The sequence below is a fragment of the uncultured Succinivibrio sp. genome, assembly GCF_902756765.1.
GTDB lineage: Bacteria > Pseudomonadota > Gammaproteobacteria > Enterobacterales > Succinivibrionaceae > Succinivibrio.
Window position 1 is genome coordinate 1 of sequence record NZ_CACVSS010000044.1, and the last position, 18,220, is coordinate 18,220.

General features: G+C 42.5%; 11 protein-coding genes. 6 read left to right on the plus strand and 5 right to left on the minus strand.

All coding sequences use genetic code 11. The annotated features are described in order from the left end of the window. Nucleotides 1-67: 67 nt before the first annotated feature. Nucleotides 68-1,012 carry a hypothetical protein gene (locus QZU45_RS07535; RefSeq protein WP_295353671.1) on the minus strand — a complete coding sequence of 315 codons (945 nt, stop codon included), beginning with the start codon at nucleotides 1,010-1,012 and terminating at the stop codon, nucleotides 68-70. 164 nt (nucleotides 1,013-1,176) lie between these two features. On the opposite strand from QZU45_RS07535, the gene QZU45_RS07540 reads away from it, so the two are divergent. Both QZU45_RS07540 and QZU45_RS07545 read left to right on the plus strand, forming a co-directional pair. Continuing rightward, entirely contained in the window at nucleotides 1,177-3,183 is a 2,007-nt protein-coding gene (locus QZU45_RS07540) for an exoribonuclease II (RefSeq protein WP_295353674.1), read from the plus strand. A gap of 108 nt (nucleotides 3,184-3,291) precedes the next feature. Next, complete coding sequence (locus QZU45_RS07545; protein ID WP_295353677.1) at nucleotides 3,292-3,747, plus strand: GNAT family N-acetyltransferase; 456 nt, start codon at nucleotides 3,292-3,294, stop codon at nucleotides 3,745-3,747. A gap of 133 nt (nucleotides 3,748-3,880) precedes the next feature. Here QZU45_RS07545 and prlC read toward each other — a convergent pair whose 3' ends face one another. Further along, the gene (gene prlC, locus QZU45_RS07550) at nucleotides 3,881-5,944 is read right to left on the minus strand and encodes an oligopeptidase A (protein WP_295353679.1); all 2,064 of its coding nucleotides are present in this window, start codon (nucleotides 5,942-5,944) and stop codon (nucleotides 3,881-3,883) included. A gap of 150 nt (nucleotides 5,945-6,094) precedes the next feature. On the opposite strand from prlC, the gene QZU45_RS07555 reads away from it, so the two are divergent. The 4 genes from QZU45_RS07555 to QZU45_RS07570 are packed head-to-tail and all read left to right on the plus strand — an operon-like array spanning nucleotide 6,095 to nucleotide 13,738. Continuing rightward, a complete protein-coding gene (locus tag QZU45_RS07555) occupies nucleotides 6,095-8,044 on the plus strand; it encodes an aminopeptidase P family protein (RefSeq protein WP_295353682.1) in 1,950 nt (649 codons plus the stop codon). Between the two features lie 9 nt (nucleotides 8,045-8,053). Next, nucleotides 8,054-9,424, plus strand: a complete 1,371-nt coding sequence (gene pssA / locus QZU45_RS07560; protein WP_295353685.1) for a CDP-diacylglycerol--serine O-phosphatidyltransferase — start codon at nucleotides 8,054-8,056, stop codon at nucleotides 9,422-9,424. A 7-nt stretch (nucleotides 9,425-9,431) separates the two neighbouring features. Then, the gene (recG, locus tag QZU45_RS07565; RefSeq protein WP_295353688.1) at nucleotides 9,432-11,525 is read left to right on the plus strand and encodes an ATP-dependent DNA helicase RecG; all 2,094 of its coding nucleotides are present in this window, start codon (nucleotides 9,432-9,434) and stop codon (nucleotides 11,523-11,525) included. Between the two features lie 11 nt (nucleotides 11,526-11,536). Beyond that, on the plus strand, nucleotides 11,537-13,738 hold the full coding sequence (locus QZU45_RS07570; protein WP_295353691.1) for a hypothetical protein: 2,202 nt from the start codon (nucleotides 11,537-11,539) through the stop codon (nucleotides 13,736-13,738). Nucleotides 13,739-13,756: 18 nt separating this feature from the next. On the opposite strand, the gene QZU45_RS07575 is transcribed toward QZU45_RS07570, so the two are convergent. From QZU45_RS07575 to QZU45_RS07585, 3 genes are all read right to left on the minus strand, one after another. Beyond that, the gene (locus QZU45_RS07575; protein WP_295000174.1) at nucleotides 13,757-14,686 is read right to left on the minus strand and encodes a YihY family inner membrane protein; all 930 of its coding nucleotides are present in this window, start codon (nucleotides 14,684-14,686) and stop codon (nucleotides 13,757-13,759) included. Nucleotides 14,687-14,788: 102 nt separating this feature from the next. Further along, complete coding sequence (locus QZU45_RS07580) at nucleotides 14,789-16,744, minus strand: filamentous hemagglutinin N-terminal domain-containing protein (protein WP_295353694.1); 1,956 nt, start codon at nucleotides 16,742-16,744, stop codon at nucleotides 14,789-14,791. Between the two features lies 1 nt (nucleotide 16,745). Further along, nucleotides 16,746-18,220: ShlB/FhaC/HecB family hemolysin secretion/activation protein (locus QZU45_RS07585; protein ID WP_295353697.1), on the minus strand; the 1,475-nt coding region annotated here is incomplete at its 5' end.

Sequence of the window (18,220 nt, forward strand, 5' to 3'; positions counted from 1 at the left end):
AGAAGAGTTTTAATTCGTAATTCACTTAACCAGTCAGACATCATAAAAAACTCAGAAATAATAAGAATCAGTTATATAACCAGTAATCTACTGTAAGGATGATAACCCATACAAGATTATTTATACAGCAGTAGGACATCAGATTGTTGAAACTCTGCTTAAGAATTACCGACATCTTCATGTGACGGATAATGGTGTATACCTGATATGACATAGGAATAAAGCCAATCAGCAGCAGAAGTGCCTCAATAGGTCTGTGGGAAGATACACAGGCTAAAACCGAGAAGAAAATATTGGCTAAAAGCAGTGCTAAGAGATAAATGGATGTAATTTTGTAGCCAAATGAAAGCACAAATGATTTCCTGATTACATTAGGAGTATCATTCACCATCATTCGGATGGAACGTCCGTACAGAATCATCAGAGAGGCTGCACCTGAGGAGAACGCCAGAAGGATAGTATCAGGGTAGATATCAATGGTGGAATGACTGGCAGCAACAATCAGAAACTGCGCACAGACCACAGAGGCCATACCGAAAAGCAGGAAAATCGCAATCGCACCTATACCTCTGTACAGGTATAAGGCGGAAACATTGTAAAAGAGGGTTGCCAGAACACACATTACGCACAGAAAGATAAACCAGGAAAGAACCTGGATATTTGAGCCAAGAGCAATATAGATGGCAATGGCACCGAATACAGTGGCAATAAGGGTCATGATGGCCATGCGCTTGCGAAGCTGGGTAACAGGCATATCACCAACCATGATCGGGGAAATAATGCCATTCTTTTTATCCTTAAGATGCAGCTTATAGGCTCTGGAGTAATCAATAGAATAGTTGCACAGGGCCAGTACGCTGACACCGGTAATTGAAATAGAAATGGCGGTAATTATAGTTTCAAAGGTGACATGACCATAAAAAAAACCAAGAGCACAGCCGAGAATACAGTTTGTAAGGGCAAAGGCGTAAGAATTAAAACGGATTTTGGTGTTTATCTGATCATTAAGCATTGTACGAGTATTTTCTTTTCTAATTCAAAAATGATTATTATTTGATTTTTCTGATTTCTTTTTTCTATTTTAAATTACTTTTGGCGTTTTTTTTAATTTTTGTGAAAAGAATGCGCTATCCATGTATAATTCACGCTGATATTTTTTCGGAGAGCATATTAATAATGTTATTTGACGATCCAGCATTAAGACAGCTGAAAAACACCTTTGAAAAAGAAAAAGTCAGAAAAGAAGGCTATATCAAGACCACTGATCGCGCTTTCGGTTTTCTTGAGGTAGACAGAGATTCATACTTTATTGCCCCTAATGACATGAAGAATGTGGTTAACGGCGATAAGGTTGTAGCCATTATCGAAAAGGATGGCGACAAGAGCAAGGCTATACCTGAAAAGTTGGTTGAGGCCTACCTGACCAGATTTGTCGCAAAGGTACTTTTTATTTCAGGAAAACTGTTCATTATTCCTGATCATCCAAATATCAATATTAAGATTGCTGCAGATGACAGACGCAAGGATCAGTCCGTAAAACTCAACAACGGCGACTGGGTTATCTGTAATCTTAAAGCCCATGCTCTGCAGAAAAAAGAGTTCAGAGCTACTTTAGATGAGCTTATCTGTAAAAATGATGATCCAAAGACTCCTTGGCTTGTAAGTTTGAGAAAATACGACCTGCCAACTCATGAGCCTGAGGATTCAGAATTTGAGTTCAAGGAGAAAGATCTTCCTCGTGAGGATATGACAGCAATTCCTTTCGTTACCATTGACTCAGAGCATACCGAAGACATGGATGATGCCCTGTACATCGAGGAGAACGAAGAGAGCTACAAGCTGTATGTAGCCATTGCCGATCCAACCGGATATATTGAGCAGAACACCCCTGAGAATGAAAGTGCTTCTCACCGTGCATTCTCAATTTATCTGCCAGGCAGAGATATTCCAATGCTGCCAAGAATTCTTTCTCAGAACCTATGCTCTTTACGTGAGAATGAATTAAGACCTGCCCTTGTAGGGATCATGACTGTTGCTAAAGACGGAACTCTGCTTGCTGACAGAACAGAGTTCAAACTTGCAAACATCAAGTCTCACGGCAAACTTGTCTACAACAAAGTTTCTGATTTCTTTGAGAAGGTTGAGGGGGCAGACTATGTTCCTACCGATGAGATCAGAGAAATCCTAGAGAAGCTTATAAGATTTACCGAGTGTCGCGATAAATATCGTGCAACTCATGCAGCTACCTTCAAGAACAAGCCTGATTACGACTTTGTTCTTAAAGAGGACGGTTCTCTTGATCATATCGAAGTAAACTTCCGCCGTATAGCCAACCGTATTGTTGAAGAATCAATGATCGTAGCCAATATTGCAGCAGGAAATTTCCTTGCAGAGAAGCTTCAGAGCGGTATCTTCAATCTGCACAAGGGATTTGATATGCAGAAGAAAAAGGATCTGATTGAACTTCTGAAGAAGGAAAACTGTCCTTTCAATGAGGAAAAGCTAGGAGAGCTTGAAGAGTACAACGCTATCAGAAGATTTGCCATTGAGAATAACAATGACTATCTGGACAGCCGTATCAGAAAACTTCAGGAATTCTCAGAGATTTCCATCAAACCAGGTCCTCACTATGCTTTAGGTGTTTACAACTATGCAACCTGGACCTCTCCAATCAGAAAATACGGAGATATGGTAAATCACCGTCTTCTAAAATCCATGATCGAGCATAAAGAACAGATCACCATGCCTGATGAGAATCTTCTAAAAATCATGAATGAAGCCAGAAGAACTAACCGCATGGCAGAAAGAGATGTTAAAGACTGGTTGTATGTAGAATTCCTCGAACCTGAGATTGAGAAGAAAACCAGATTTGAGGCTTCAATCTTTGAGGTTTCAAGAGGCGGATTCAAGGCTATTCTAGAGGCAAACGGAGCTATGGTCTTTGTTCCATTCTCAATGATGTCCGATGATAAGGATGCACTGACTCTACTTGGTGATACCGGTGAGATCTATGTTAATCAGAATCTGGTGTACAGACTTGGCGATAAGATTGCGCTTAAAGTAGTTGAGATCAACAAGAAGACCCGTTCAATTATTGCGGCTCCTTGTGAAAGCGTCGGCGGTCTGATGCTCCCAGATCCTTACGCACCTAAAAAGACTAAAGTTATGCCAAAGCGCAAATAAAGCCGTCTAAAATCGCATTTTTAAAAAGAAGCTTCAAGAAATTGAAGCTTTTTTTTTAATTGAATTTAAAATACAAAATGATAGATAACAAAACATACAGGAGTATTTATGGAAATTATAGATGGTAAGGACTACTTGCCTCAGGTAAAAAAAATGATTGAGGATTCTGCACTGAATCTTAACCAGGATGCCGCATTTCAGCATTTTGAGTCTGAACTGAAAGATGTCGAGAATAAATATCTTCCACCATACGGAGACTTGATAGTGGCAGTGGATGAAGATGAGTTCCAGGGCATGGCCGCATTCATAAAAGTAAGCAATGAAAGATGCGAAATCAAAAGAATGTATGTAAGACGTGAAGCCCGCGGTCAGCATTTGGGAGATACTCTTTTAACAGAGCTCCTGAAGAAAGCCAAGGAGGCTGGTTTTACAGAAGTAATTCTGAATACTCCACTGAGTGTTACCGCTGCAGTAAATCTGTACAAGAAACACGGTTTTGAAGTGTATGAAGGAGAAGATGTTAATCCAAAGCCTAACACCTTCTACATGATAAAAGATCTCTAAGAACTGATTCAGACTGAAAAAAACTGAAACTACCTGTTTATCGCAGGCATTCCTCCTGCGGTGAGTAATTGTTATCGCTATCAAAAACAAAAAAAAGACATCCACTCCGGAACAATCCGAAGTGGATTTTGTTTTATTCAGCCTCAATTCCGCTCTGTTTTAGCAGAGCATCAACTTCAGGCTTTCTGCCTCTGAACTCTTCAAAGTTCTTCAGAGGATCATAGGCGCCACCTGAGGCCAGAATCAGATCCTGGAACTCCCTGCCTGTATTCTTGTTGAAGATACCATCCTCCTCAAACTTGGAGAAGGCATCTGCAGCCAGGACCTCAGCCCACTTGTAGCTGTAGTAGCCTGCAGAATATCCGCCTGAGAAGATATGAGTGAAGTTGTTAGGGAAACGGCTGTCCTTAAACTGAGGAGTAACCGCAACCTTGGATTTGACATCATTCAGGATTTCAAAGATGCGTCCGCCTTTCTTCTCGTCGTACTCAAGATGAATTCTGAAATCGAACAGAGCAAACTCAATCTGACGAAGCATTGCCATTGCAGACTCAAAATTCTTGGCATCCAGCAGAGCCTGCAGTTTCTCCTTAGGCAAAGGCTCATGAGTGGTCACATTTGAAGACAGGAAGTTTAGTACCTCCTCCTGCCATGCAAAGTTCTCATTGAACTGACTTGGAAGCTCAACCGCATCCCAAGGCACACCATTGATACCAGATACATCAGCAATATCGATCTTGGTCAGAAGATGATTCAGGCTGTGACCAAACTCGTGGAACATGGTTACAACTTCATCGTGGGTCAGAAGAGACACCTTTCTGCCAACAGGGCGGCTGAAGTTGCAGACCAGATAGGTTACAGGAAGCTGCAGCACACCGTCTGAACGGTAACGTCTGGTCAGACATTCATCCATCCATGCTCCGCCGTTCTTGCCTGGACGGGCATAAAGATCCATGAACAGAGTACCGATGATAGAACCGAACTTATCCTCGTAAACATCAAAGCACTTAACGTTATCGTTCCAGACATCAACACCATAACGCTGCTTCAGAGTAATGCCATATAGACGGTGGGCACACTCGAACATACCGGCGATAACCTTGTCCTCTGGGAAGTAAGGACGCAGTTCCTCCTCAGAGTATGAGTACTTCTTCTGACGAAGTTTCTCTGAATAGAAGGAGATATCCCAAGGCTCAAGCTTATCCAGGCCGAGCTCTTTGGCAAATGCCTCCAGAGTCTGAACCTCTTTTTTGCCCTGTGCGTAGGATTTTTTGGCCAGATCCTCTAAAAATGAAATTACAGTCTTAGGTTCATCTGCCATCTTGGTGGCAAGAGATAAATGGGCAAAGGTCTTAAAGCCCAGAAGCTTAGCTTCCTTATCTCTCAGCTTTAAAATTTCCTCCATTAATGGAGCATTGTCCCACTTGCCGGCATTAGGACCTACATCAGAAGATCTGGTGCCGTAGGCAATATACATTTCCTTTCTTAATTCTCTGTCTTCACAGTAGGTCATAAAAGGCAGATAGGATGGCATTTCAAGAGTAAATACATAGCCGTCAAGCTTTCTCTGGGCCGCCTCTGATTTTGCAAGATTCAGTGAAGACTCGGGTAGCCCCTTTAATCTTTCCTTATCGGTAATATGCAGGGTATAGCCGTGAGTTGCATCAAGTACATTGTTTGAGAACTTTGACTGCAGTTCTGAAAGTCTTGATACCACCTTGGTGTACTCAGCCTGAGCCTCTTCAGGCAGATCGATACCCGAGAGCTTGAAGTCTCGGATTGAATTCTTGATAGCCTTCTGCTGAGGAATTGAAAGTCTACCAAAGGCATCTGATGCCTCAATCTTCTTTAGAACCTCAAAATAAGGCTTATACTGACCAGCCCAGGAGCTGAACTCTGAAAGCATTGGCAGACAGGCATCATGTGCGGCACGCAGCTCATCAGTATTGTTAACGGAATTCAGATGGGATACTACCCCCCATACCTTTGAAAGTCTGTCATCAGCCTCTTCAACAGGAGCAATGCAGTTATCCCAGGTAGGATCATCCTTGAACCTTTCGCTCACATCAATAATGGTCTGTCGGCATTTTTCGATTGCATTCTCAACAGCAGGCTTAACATGTTCTGGCTTTACTGCTGAAAATAATGGTAATCCGCTGTAATCTAAAAGCGGATTCTTGGTTAACTGTTCACTCATATGGTTTTCCTGCTTTAAGACAAAACCGATCTCACAGGCAAACTCTGTGTTTGTTTTTGCTACCGTTTTGTCTATGTGTTAAGATCATCAAACTATACAACGATATATGTACATAATGTGTATATGTGGACTACAGAGACAAAATTCCATATGTCTGATCAAAATAACACTATCTTTTCACAAAGAATCATTGCCCTAAAGGAGGCAATGGCTCAGGCAGAGCTTGATGCTCTGATTATTTCTCATGATGACGAATTTCTGTCATATGAGCTGAATGAAGATAAAGAACGTATCAAATATATCAGTGGCTTTTCCGGAAGTGCCGGCTATGTAGTAGTAGCCCGCAACTTCAATCCACAGCTTGAAACCCGCGGCATTGAGCTTAGCAACAACCGCGGAGATGAAACCGCAGTTGCCGAAAGGAGCTGCGCCGTATTCGTTGACGGCCGCTATGTCGTTCAGGTAAAAGATCAGATTGATTCCAGAATCTTCCAGGATTTCGATTTTTCAAAGGTAAGTCCAAGCAACTGGCTATGCTCGATTCTGCAGAAGAATTCAACTGTCGGTATCGATGCCAACTGCATCAGCTACAAGGAATATCTGAGCATAGAAAAAGATCTTGCTGCGCTAAATATTAATCTTGTTCAGACCCAGGGAAATCTTGTAGACCGTATCTGGGATGACCGTCCTGAAGAAATTGTCTCTCCAATCAGAATTTTTAATGATGAATACAACGGCTGTCCTAGCACTCAGAAACGAAAGAAACTGGCAGAATCCCTACGAGATCTTGATCTGGATGCTACAGTAATCACCGATCCTGAGAGTATCTGCTGGCTTCTGAATATCCGTGGCAATGACAGAAAATACCTGCCAATCATCAACAGCCGAGTAGTTGCCTATTCAAATGATGCCCTTGAGTGGTACATCAATCCGGAGCACTTTATTAACAAGGAAAACGGTGAGGATATTCACGAAAGGCTTCATGAACATATTGGCCACGTCGATATCTTCCCTGAGGATGCCTTTGATGATGTATTAAACCGTCTGTGTTCATCAAACTGTAAGGTTTATGTCGATCCGGATGCCACAAACGCCCATATCATGCTTTCACTCTTCAACGGAGGAGCCAAGGTAATTGAAGGACTGGGACTATGTCAGAAACCTAAATCCATCAAGAATCATATTGAGGTGGCAGGAGAATACAAAGCCCACATCAAGGATGGCATCGCCATGTGCCGTTTTTTATGCTGGCTTGATAACCTGACACGTCTTGAAGCCCTTGAGAATGACGAGACCTATGTCCGTCGAGTTGAGGAAACTACCGAAGCAGATCTGGCAGAACGTGCCGAGATGTTCAGAAAGGTTGAGGCTGGCTATATTGAACCATCATTTGCAACCATTTCTGCACTTGGTCCTAATGCCGCCATGTGCCACTATAATCATGAAAACGCTGAAAAACCTAGGGCCATGGGACAGGACAGTGTTTATCTTATCGACAGTGGCGCCCATTACAAGGATGGAACCACCGATATAACCAGAACTATACTCGTTGGCCCCCATATTTCCAATGAGCTTCGCAAGATGTATACCCTGGTGCTTAAATCCCATATCTCACTGGCTACCCTTGTTTTTCCTAAGGGAACAACCGGCATTCAGATTGACGCCATAGCCAGACGTCCGCTATGGGATTACGGAGAGGATTTTGCTCACGGTACCGGTCACGGCGTGGGTCATGTGCTTTCTGTACATGAAGGCCCACAGTGTATATCCTCAAAACGTTCCATGATTTCTCTTGAACCAGGAATGGTTATTTCAAACGAGCCAGGATTCTATAAGGAAGGAGAATTCGGTATCCGTCTTGAGAACCTGATGGTGGTAATGCCATGCACTCAGCCAGGAATGAAGCATATGCTGTGCTTTACCCCTTTGACACTTGTGCCATTTGATACTAGATTTATCATCAGAGAACTGTTATCTCAAAAAGAGATAGACTGGCTGAACAATTACCATCAGAATGTAAATAACGTAATTACTAATGCAGCAACATCACTAAGTGATGATGAAATAGTATGGCTTTCCAAGGCCACAGCTGCAATTTAGGAGCAAGATATGCCTTTTTGGAAAAAAAGTCTGCCAAATTCATTTTACTGTCAGACAAGACTTCAGCAGCTTCCAACTATTCCTGTAGGAATATCGGATTACAATATTCTTGAAACTCCTCATCACTGCTACACAAGAATTCTAGAGCTTATTGCCTCAGCCAAGGAAAGAATTCTGATTACTGCCCTCTATCTTGAGAATGATGAAATCGGCAGAGAAATTCTGAATGCGCTGTATGAGGCCAAGGAAAAGAATCCAAAGCTTTATGTAAGAGTTTATGTTGATTTCCACCGCGCTCAGCGTGGACGTATAGGCGAAGGAGCTTCCCTTGGAAATTCACAGCTTTACTATGACATGGCAAAAAAGACCGAAACTCCTCCAGCAGTGTATGGTGTTCCGGTTAAACGCCGTGAGCTTTTCGGTGTAATGCATCTTAAGGGATTTGTTTTTGACGATACCGTGCTTTATACCGGAGCAAGTATCAACAATGTATATATGGGCTATAACGGCAAGTACCGTCTTGACCGCTACCATGAAATCCATTCACGAGAACTGGCAAACACCATGTGTGCCTTTGCCACCAACGCCTTCCATCCTAACTTTGCAGTACAGGATTTCTCTCAGGGACAGGTTCGTCCGGCAAAAGACATGAGAGAGGAAATCAAGGAACTGAGAAAACACCTAAGCACAGTTCAGTACATGGTAAAAAACGAGAAGGTAACAAAGTACCATGTTGGAGTAACACCACTGGTCGGTCTTGGCAAAAGAGCTAATCTGCTAAACCGCTCTATTCTGTGGCTATTGGGTGCTGCCCGTGAAAAGATGTTTATCTGCACACCATATTTCAATCCTCCTAAGATAATTATCAAGGCTCTGGAGGATGCGCTAAGCCGAGATGTTGCCATTACTCTGGTGGTAGGCGACAAGACCGCTAACGATTTCTTTATCCGAGACAGCGAGAATTTCTGTCCCATCGGAGCTATTCCATATATCTATGAACAGAATCTCAGAAACTTTATTATAAAGAACAGGAAGTACATAGATTCAGGTCTACTCAAGATCCAGCTGTGGAAGGATGGTATCAATACCTACCATGTAAAGGGTATGTTCATTGATAACAACTATGCGCTGATTACCGGCAATAACCTCAATCCAAGAGCTTGGAGCCTTGATCTGGAAAACGGTATCATCATTACCGATCTGAATCATCATCTGCAGGAAAAGTTCATTCATGAACAGCAGTATCTGATGAAACAGACCACAAGGGTCCGTTCTGAGGATGAGATTGAATCAATTGACAACTATCCTCCTGAGGTAGTTAAGATCTTAAAGAAGGTTAAACGTCTGAGAGCCTCAATCTTCATTAAACAGCTTTTATAAGGGTTATATGGTCCCAACTGATGATTCATATTATGCAAACTCAGATATAGCCATCCTGAAAGGGCTAGGGACCACTTATACTTCTAGTTTCTACAAAAAGGGGATCTATACCTTCTTCGATCTCCTTTTGGATTTCCCTTTCCGTTTTCTTGATCAGACAAAAATCACCAAGATAGCCGACATCCGACCTGATGGAGGATTCTACTTCATTGATGCCCATATCGTAGCAGTACAGAATGTCCTGACCCGCAGGGTAAAGATGCTCAAAATGATGCTGCAGGATGACACGGGAAAAATCGAGGCTGTTTTCTTTAATCTGTATCCAAATCAGATCAAGGCCTATACCAGAGGCAGACGAATTCTCGCCTTTGGTCCGGTAAAATACAATGAATACAACGGAGTAGTTAATTTTACCCAGCCTACCGTCACCTTTCTTGAGGACGGAGATGAGGTAAAGCCTCAGGAAAGAATGACTCCGGTATACCATGCCGTGGAAAAAGTCCCACAGGCCTCCATTCGAAAGGCCATAAACGGTGTACTGCAATCACTGCATTCAATACCGCTGCCAGAACTTTTACCTGAGAAACATAATCCTTTTAAGCTGACCTTAAGTGAGGCTCTGGATTTATGTCATTATCCATATCCTCCTGCTCTTCCTAATGAGAAGATTATCCCAGAGAAAACAGACGGCTTTAAAAGAATCAGCTACGAGGAGCTTATTGCCTATCAGCTTACTCTGCTGTCGGTAAAGAGAAAAAATGACCAGCATAATGCTCAGGCCATAGATAAAGCACAGAAGGCTATAGATGACTTTTTATCCACTCTGCCTTTTGAACTGACAGGTGCTCAGCTGCGGGCCTACAAAGAAGTTCAGGAAGATCTCTGCACTCAGAAGCCAATGTTAAGACTTCTGCATGGAGATGTAGGCTCCGGAAAGACCATGGTTGCTGTTCTGGCCGCGATTCAGGTTGCAAAATCCGGTAATCAGTGTGTTGTACTTGCCCCGACAGAGCTTTTAGCCCAGCAGCATTACCATAAATTCATGGGTCTTCTTGAACCCTGCGGAATCAGATGTGAACTTATAACCTCATCAATCAAGGGAACCAAACGTAAAAAGCTTCTGGAGGAGATTGAGTCCGGTGAAGTTCAGGTAATCATTGGAACCCACAGTGTCTATCAGGAAGAGGTTCATTATAACAAGCTGATTCTGGCTATTATCGATGAACAGCACCGTTTCGGTATCGATCAGCGAATCGCGCTTCTCAAAAAAGCTCCGGCAGATATCACCATGCATCAGCTGGTTATGACGGCTACTCCTATTCCAAGAACCCTACAGCTGGCTCTGTTTTCTGATCTGGATGTCTCCACTCTGGATGAACTGCCAAAGGGCCGTAAGCCTATCATTACCGCCGTCATGCCGGACACCCGGAAGGTGGAGATAATAAAAAGACTTGATGATGTCTGTCATCAGGGCACTCAGGTTTACTGGGTATGTCCTAACATTGAAGAAAATGAGGATGAAACTGAATCTGTAAAAACAACCTATAAGGATCTGAAAAAAGCTCTGCCTGACCTCAGAATCGGACTTCTGCACGGACAGCTGGCAACAAACGAAAAGAATAAGGTCATGAAAGCCTTTTTAGATAAAGAATACGATATTCTGGTTGCCACCACCATTATTGAGGTGGGAGTGGACGTTCCTAATGCTTCAATTATCGTGATAGAAGGAGCCCAGAGGCTTGGTCTGGCACAGCTGCATCAGCTCCGAGGACGTGTGGGACGAGGGGCACTTGATTCATACTGTATTCTTATATACAAAAGCCAGGAGATAGAGGCTAACGATATAGCCATGCAGAGACTCTCAATTATGAGATCAACCACTGACGGTTTCAAAATCGCCACAGAAGATCTCAAACTCAGAGGGCCAGGAGAAGTGTTAGGAAGCAAACAGACTGGTTTTGATATTTTCAGAGTTGTTGACGTAAATCGAGATTTTGAACTAATAGATATTGCCAGAAACGCTGCTTTAGATATCATTCATAATGATACTGAAACCTGCAGGGCGCTAATCACCCGATGGTTCCCTAAATTCAAAGTGTGAGCTTGCTGTATATGGCCTTTAAACCAAATATATACTACAGAAAACAGACTCCGGCCTATCTTAAATATCTTAAGATTGCGGTCTGTACGCTCATTGTCGTTATTGCAGCAGTCTGGGGATTTATTCTGTATTTCAACGGCCAGCACGTAAAGGCACCGCTGTTAAAGTTTCTTTCTGAACGTACCAGCTTTTCTATCAACTGTGATGAAATTGAGTTTTCTCCTCTTTATCCTGATGTTCTTAAACTTAAAAAGGTAACTCTAGGTAATTCACAAATTGGTGAAATCTACGTTGAGTACGACCTTAAAAGTGTAATCACCTCAGAGAATCTTGATATCAAATATCTCTATGCAAAAGACATAACCTTTGACAGCAGAGACCTTGAGGCACTGAAAAAGGAAAGATTCAGATACAAGAACATAAATATTCTTAAGCTCGATCTTATCAACAGTCCTCTTTATCTGAACAGATTCCACTCAGAACATGCTGATCTCTCGGCAGCTTCTGTCAAAGTTTCCGAGCAGGGGGTCATCAGTTTTGGAGACTCAACCCTTAATGCCCAGACAGGTTCCATTGACAGTTACAAGCTCAAGAAGATTCATGCAAAAATCCTTTCCAGCGAAAATACGGTTGCGCTTTCAGAAGTTCAGGCACAGATGTTCGGAGGTACAGTATTTGCTGATCTTACTATCGATAAGGAATCGGAACTTATTGAGTTTTCAAAGCTTTCTATAAACAACGTTATCTTTCAGAACTACAGCGGTATTATCGACAGCTATAATATCAGAGCTAAAAATGCTTCTCTTACAAACTGTGTTCTATCACTGCCAGCGGCTGATCTGCTACTAGGACAGGTAAGTGGAAAGGTTGAAGATCTGAGAATTGCTGATAAGGAGATATTCTTTGATTTCAAAGGAAAAGCCGGTGAAATATCTAAACCGGATCTGCTGGTCACTGCAGAAGACTCTCTTCTTAAAGCCAGAGTTGAAGATAATCTCCTGACAGTTTCCACTGACGGAAAACTATTCGGCGGAGAGTACAGCAGTGAAATAGAGTTGACTGGACTGAATGACTCACAGAGCGAGCTAAAAGTAAAAGCTTTCGCCTTAAAGAATGCCAAGCTTGAACCTCCTATTGAGCTTTATAACAGACTGAAATTTCTGCTTTTTTCTCATAATACAGAGATTCTTGAATTCAAGGTTGATAACACTGAGTTTGTATCCCACATTGATCAACTGCCTCTTTCAATCAAAGCGGTAAACCTCAGCTGTGAGGATATTCACTTTGACAGACAGACACAAAAGGTAAAGGGAACTCCTGGAAAATTCAGACTCTCTACCGATAGCGCCTACTACTCTGATCTCTTTATCAAAAATACGGATTTCCATGGAGTCTTCAGTGACGAAGGTTACTCCGTCATTATGGACAGAATTCTGTTATATAACTCAAATGCCAGCGCCTCTCTTTCAAGAGACTTTGCAAAGAACACCTTTGCCTTTAAGGCCCATGCAGAAGATTTTGATATGTCTGATCTGAACAGCAGCCTGTTCTCAAAACTCTTTAACGGAAAAATAAGTTTTGATGCAGATCTTATAGCACAGGAAGATGAGGACACATCTCTTTCAATAACTCAAAAACTTAACGGCAGTGTTGAGCTGAGGTCAAAATCCCTGTTAATTTCTGCCTTTGGACTGGATCTAATCAATGGCGGCAATAAGAAAGACTATGAATTAAATTTAAGACAGCTGTTGAACTCTATTGAAGGAGGCGACTGCGGTTTTTACAGTCTGGCAGGAAAGGCCACTGTTGAGAATGGACAGGCTAAAATCAAAATCTCATCTGATCTGGCCACTTCACATTTAACCCTCAAGGGTAATTACGATACCACCGACAGAATAATTGATATCAAATCAACACTTATGTCTTTAGCCAAGGACAGTCTGACCTCGGTTATCATCAGAGGACATGTCACCGATCCTACCTTCTACATTACAGCATTACTCCGGGGGGCGGTAAGACCCGGTATTGATGAAAGTGCTATTGAAAACGATGAGTTCTATACAGCAGCGGATGGTACCGTCTTAAAAGTCAAAGCAAAGAAGCTTACAGACAAGCCAAATATTCACGCCTCTGACAAGGATCAGGTTCAAATCCACGTCGATGATGAGAAAAAGGATAAGGCACTGACGCCTGATTCTGTAGTACTCTACTGATTTAACCTTCTAATAATTCTACTTATTTCTGTTTGAGGTTATCTTAACCTTGATTGGAGGCTGTTTATGCTTTGGTCTAATCAGTTCCTCAGAGCCTAAAGTTGATCCGGTTACGTTAGCAAGATAAACCATAAAGCTTGGAACCTCATCGGAAAGGCCTGACCTTACAACACCTAAGGAAGCTGTAAACTCAGCACCTAGAAGTACCAGCCACCAGCTGATATAAATCCAGACAAACAGAGCAGGAATTACAGCAATGGCCCCGTAGATAGCCTCATAGTTGGAGAAATTAAGAACAAAAATACTGAAGAGTTTCTTGGAAACCTCAAAGGCCACAGTAACAAAGATAGCACCTAAAAGTGCATCCTGCAGCTTAACTCTAACTCTTGGAACAATTACATACAGAGCAGTTAGGACAGCGCACTCAATAATGATTGGGAATACAAAATAGGCAATCATGAGAGCCACACCAATATGGACATTGGTAGAAATAGCTATTGCTACCACTCTGGTGAAGATCCAGATAATGATACCCAGAGCAATTGGACCTAAGGTTAGAAGGGTCCAGTAGATTGCGATCATTGAGCCAAGCTTTCTTTTACCGCCTCGCCAGATTCGATTCAGACACTGATCGATGGAACGTACCAGCATCAGTGAAATAATAAAGAAGATGATGGTACTTGTAGCAGTAAGTTTGCCGGCGTGTTCCACAAAGGTTCCGACATACTTACCTAATGACTCTGAAAATACAGGCATGAAATTAGCCTGGGCAAAAGCCTTTAAAGACTCTCTGAACTCTGAAAATGCAGGGAAAACCGCAAAGAAGTAAAAGATTACACTGATAGCAGGAATCAGAGCCAGAATAGACGTAAACGATAAGGCAGAAGCTTCCAGACCTATAGAATCTCTTTTTACACGATTGAAGAAATATATATAAAGCTCTTTCACGTTACTCACCTGAATTTTCAGAAAATCTTTTTATAGTATAGAGCACTATTCTACATTTTTTTGAGAGGCGATAATAAGTTACTTAAAAAATTGTGAGAAAAACTATGTAGCATTTTCTTTTTCTGCCTTTCTGGAGGCATATTTTTTAGTTCTGTCTTCAGGCTCGGTTTTGAGGTTTAAAGAAGCTATAAGTCTTCTGGAAATTCTCTCTCTACGGCCTTTGAGTCGGTCCATAAAGCTTAAGCTTGCCACATAGCGTTTCCTGTCGTATTCCTCTTCATGAAAGAGACCATCCCCATCAGGGAAAAGACCTGACACTGAAGGATTATTCAGGTTAAGTCCACCACCGTGATAGGCAGTTTCATCTGCAGGAGGAACTATAACAGTGGGATCAGTTACCTTTACATAGTGAGGTACTGTCTCTGATACCTCACTGTTCTTTACAAAGTAGAACTCGGTGCCATCTGACTTTGAGGAGTAGGTATGGGTATACAGAGCCGGATTTGAGATTTCTCCCTCATAGTCATAGGCTACATCCACATAGTTTCCGGTCTTAAAGTATGGATTGTCAGTAAAGGAGGTATACTCATAGCTTTGAGGATTATCCTTGTTGTAGACAATTTCTATATCCTCGTCCACAAAGAAAGGAGCATAGAAACCGATGTTGGAATAACCAGAACCTCTTTTCACATACTGACGGCCTGGCTTTGAGTAATCCTCAGTATAGTTATTCTGAGCGCGGTTCTCTCCGAAAAGAGAGGTATTTTGAGTACTGTCAGTACCGATATAGCCGGAGAGACTGGTCTGAGCCTCATTTAAACCTGCTAAAGAGCCTTTAACATAGTAGTCATGAGAAGCAAAACGCTTAAGCGAACTCTCAGAGAAATCCCCATAGACATTTCTGATTTCACTCTGCCCAAAGCCCTTTTCAAGGATACCTGCAAGAGCACCGGTGTAGATGGTGACAGGATTGTGGTACTCAGTCTGAATATCAAAGCCTTCCACTTCCACATTCTCTATCTTACTGTCCCTGATTCTGCCACTCAGAGCTCCGGCATAAACCTCTGAGGCCCTGGAATCTACTGTAACAGAGGCGTTTTTGAGCTTAAGATTTGAAATCTGTGCTCCCTCAAGCTTTGAGAACAGTCCGTAGTTCTGCTGCTCCTGATTATCAGACTTTAAGGTATAACTTACAGAGTTGAAGGCACCGTCAAGACTGCCGCTAAAGCCTTTACCCTCATCAAGGGTACGGTTTATCTCTCCAAGTTCCACATCACTGGTGACAAAGTATTTACCGGAGGTATCATCCTTTAGCTTTAAAAAGTCCTCCTTTGAAGACAGGGCGGTCTGACCGGTATGGTCGACAAGTCCATCCTCCTTTTTTATTTTATAGGTACTCTCAATATCAAGCTCCTTACGTCCGCCGATATCAATTCTCTTAGTGGAGCTTTTTATAATGATGTTATCTCCGTCGGTATTGGTCAGGACCTCTGTTTTTGAGCTGAGGTTATCTTTGGTTATATCCTCAATATCCCTGATAATTACCTGTGAGCCATCCACCTTAAGATTACCGGTACTGATTTTACCTATAAGCCTAATCTTGCCCATTCCCTTGTTTGCAAGGTTAAGCTCTCCTGAATCAATAAAATCATTTACAGCTTTCTCTGAGATTTTTGAGGTGGAAAGTACCACCTTAGCCGCATGAATCTCACTGTTACGGCCTAAAGTAATACCATTGGGGTTCACCAGATAAAAGGCAGAGTTTCCGGTTCCAGAGAAACCGATGTAGCCGTCAATCACTGAGGCTTTAGAGCCATGTACCAGATTCAGGTACTGATGGTTGTCAAAGATGACTCGATTCTCAGAGCCTACTGAGAAATCCTCCCAGGAGATGACATTACGCTCAGAGTCGGAAATGATTACCTGAGTCTTATCCCTGTTCATAATCATGGCATCCCCGGCGATGTTTTTAGCTCCGCTTGGAAGTACATCTGAAGCATAGGCGGTACCTAACAGCATACCTGTAAATACCGGCAGAAATTTAAATAGCTTGTTCATATTATTTCACCAGAAGCTTTACACTGTCCTTTGCATACTCACGGTTCTGTCCTACCGCCTTATTCAGAGAGGCGTTAACATAGAAGCCTCTATAGGCTAATTCAGTACCCACGCCCACAGCGTAGAAGCTTTCCTTTTTCCTGTTCTCATGGTTTCTGGCATGGGCCTGCATGAAATCGGTATAGATGTTGAAGGTCGGATAGCTCTTAACCTTATAGGTGAACTTCAAATCATCAAAGATACCGTTGTCAGCGGAGGCGGTATTCGAAGCAAAGGCCCTGACTCCATAGGCTCCGCAGGGAGTGAATTTGTCTGAGGGGTCAAGGGAGGTTGAGGCTATCTGCAGATTGTAGCTGTTGCTGATGTTAAAGAATTTATTCACATCAAAGGATACTGAGCCGTCCAGGGTAGTAATAAAATAGGATTTGTCCTCATAAAGTTTATACTCATCATCATTATTAAGCTTTCCATAGTTAAAGCGCAGCGCATTGGCAAGCTTTGCTGTGGCAAAGAAGTTATCCAGCTTAAAGTCGGTAAACACTCCGTTACTGTGTCTTTTAAGCTTCACCTCAAAGGCATCAATACTGTCGGTAATGCTGCGGTAGTAACCGCCGATATCCCCTGTGAATCTGGTTCTGGCGCTTCTGTAGATAGGCTGCTCCAGATACAGGTCGGCATTGAAGACATTGCCGTGGATATCCAGATCACGGTAATCTCCGCCAAGCTCATAGCTTGAATAGGATAAATCAGTACCTAGGACATTAAGATAGGAGCTGACCGGAACTCTGTAGTCAAAGCTGAAATTGTTCTGCTTTCTGTCGGTAGTGGCTAAAAGCAGATTGGCTCTGTCTGCATGATGTGAGACATCATTGCAGGTTATAACTCCTGCATAACGGTTCTCACCGGTAGTCTTATTACCGTAGTTGTCATAGAAGGTCTGAAAGGAAAAGCGCTTCTTTGGCTTGATGTCCAGAATCAGATCAGCTCCACCATTATTGGAGTTCTCAAAGAAACCTGCCATGTCAAAGACATTCAGATCACGTACCTTTAAGAGATTATCGTTAAGTTCGGTGGTATTAACAGCCCTATCCTGCAGTCGTCTGGTTCTGCCAAACAGTCGGTTTAAGGTACTCATATTTACAGAGCTCAGGTTATTCAGCCTAATCTCATTGAGCTTTGTGGTCTCAACCACCACCTTAAGCTCTCCGTTATAGCTCTCCTGCTCCGGAAAGAATGCCTGGGCGGTCAGATAGCCGTTAGACTTGTATACGGCAGTCAGCTCATTTAAAAGATTCTGCAGAGTTGAGACTGTAATTTCCTTTCCCATATATGGCTTAAGCACCGCATCAAGCTCACTTCTGCTGAGTCTGGCCTGGGATTTGATTTCAACATTGTTTAAAGTCTGTGAAGAAACGGCACCGGTAAAAACAAGGCATAACGCTGCCGCCAGATTTAATAGGATTTTTCTTATTCCTG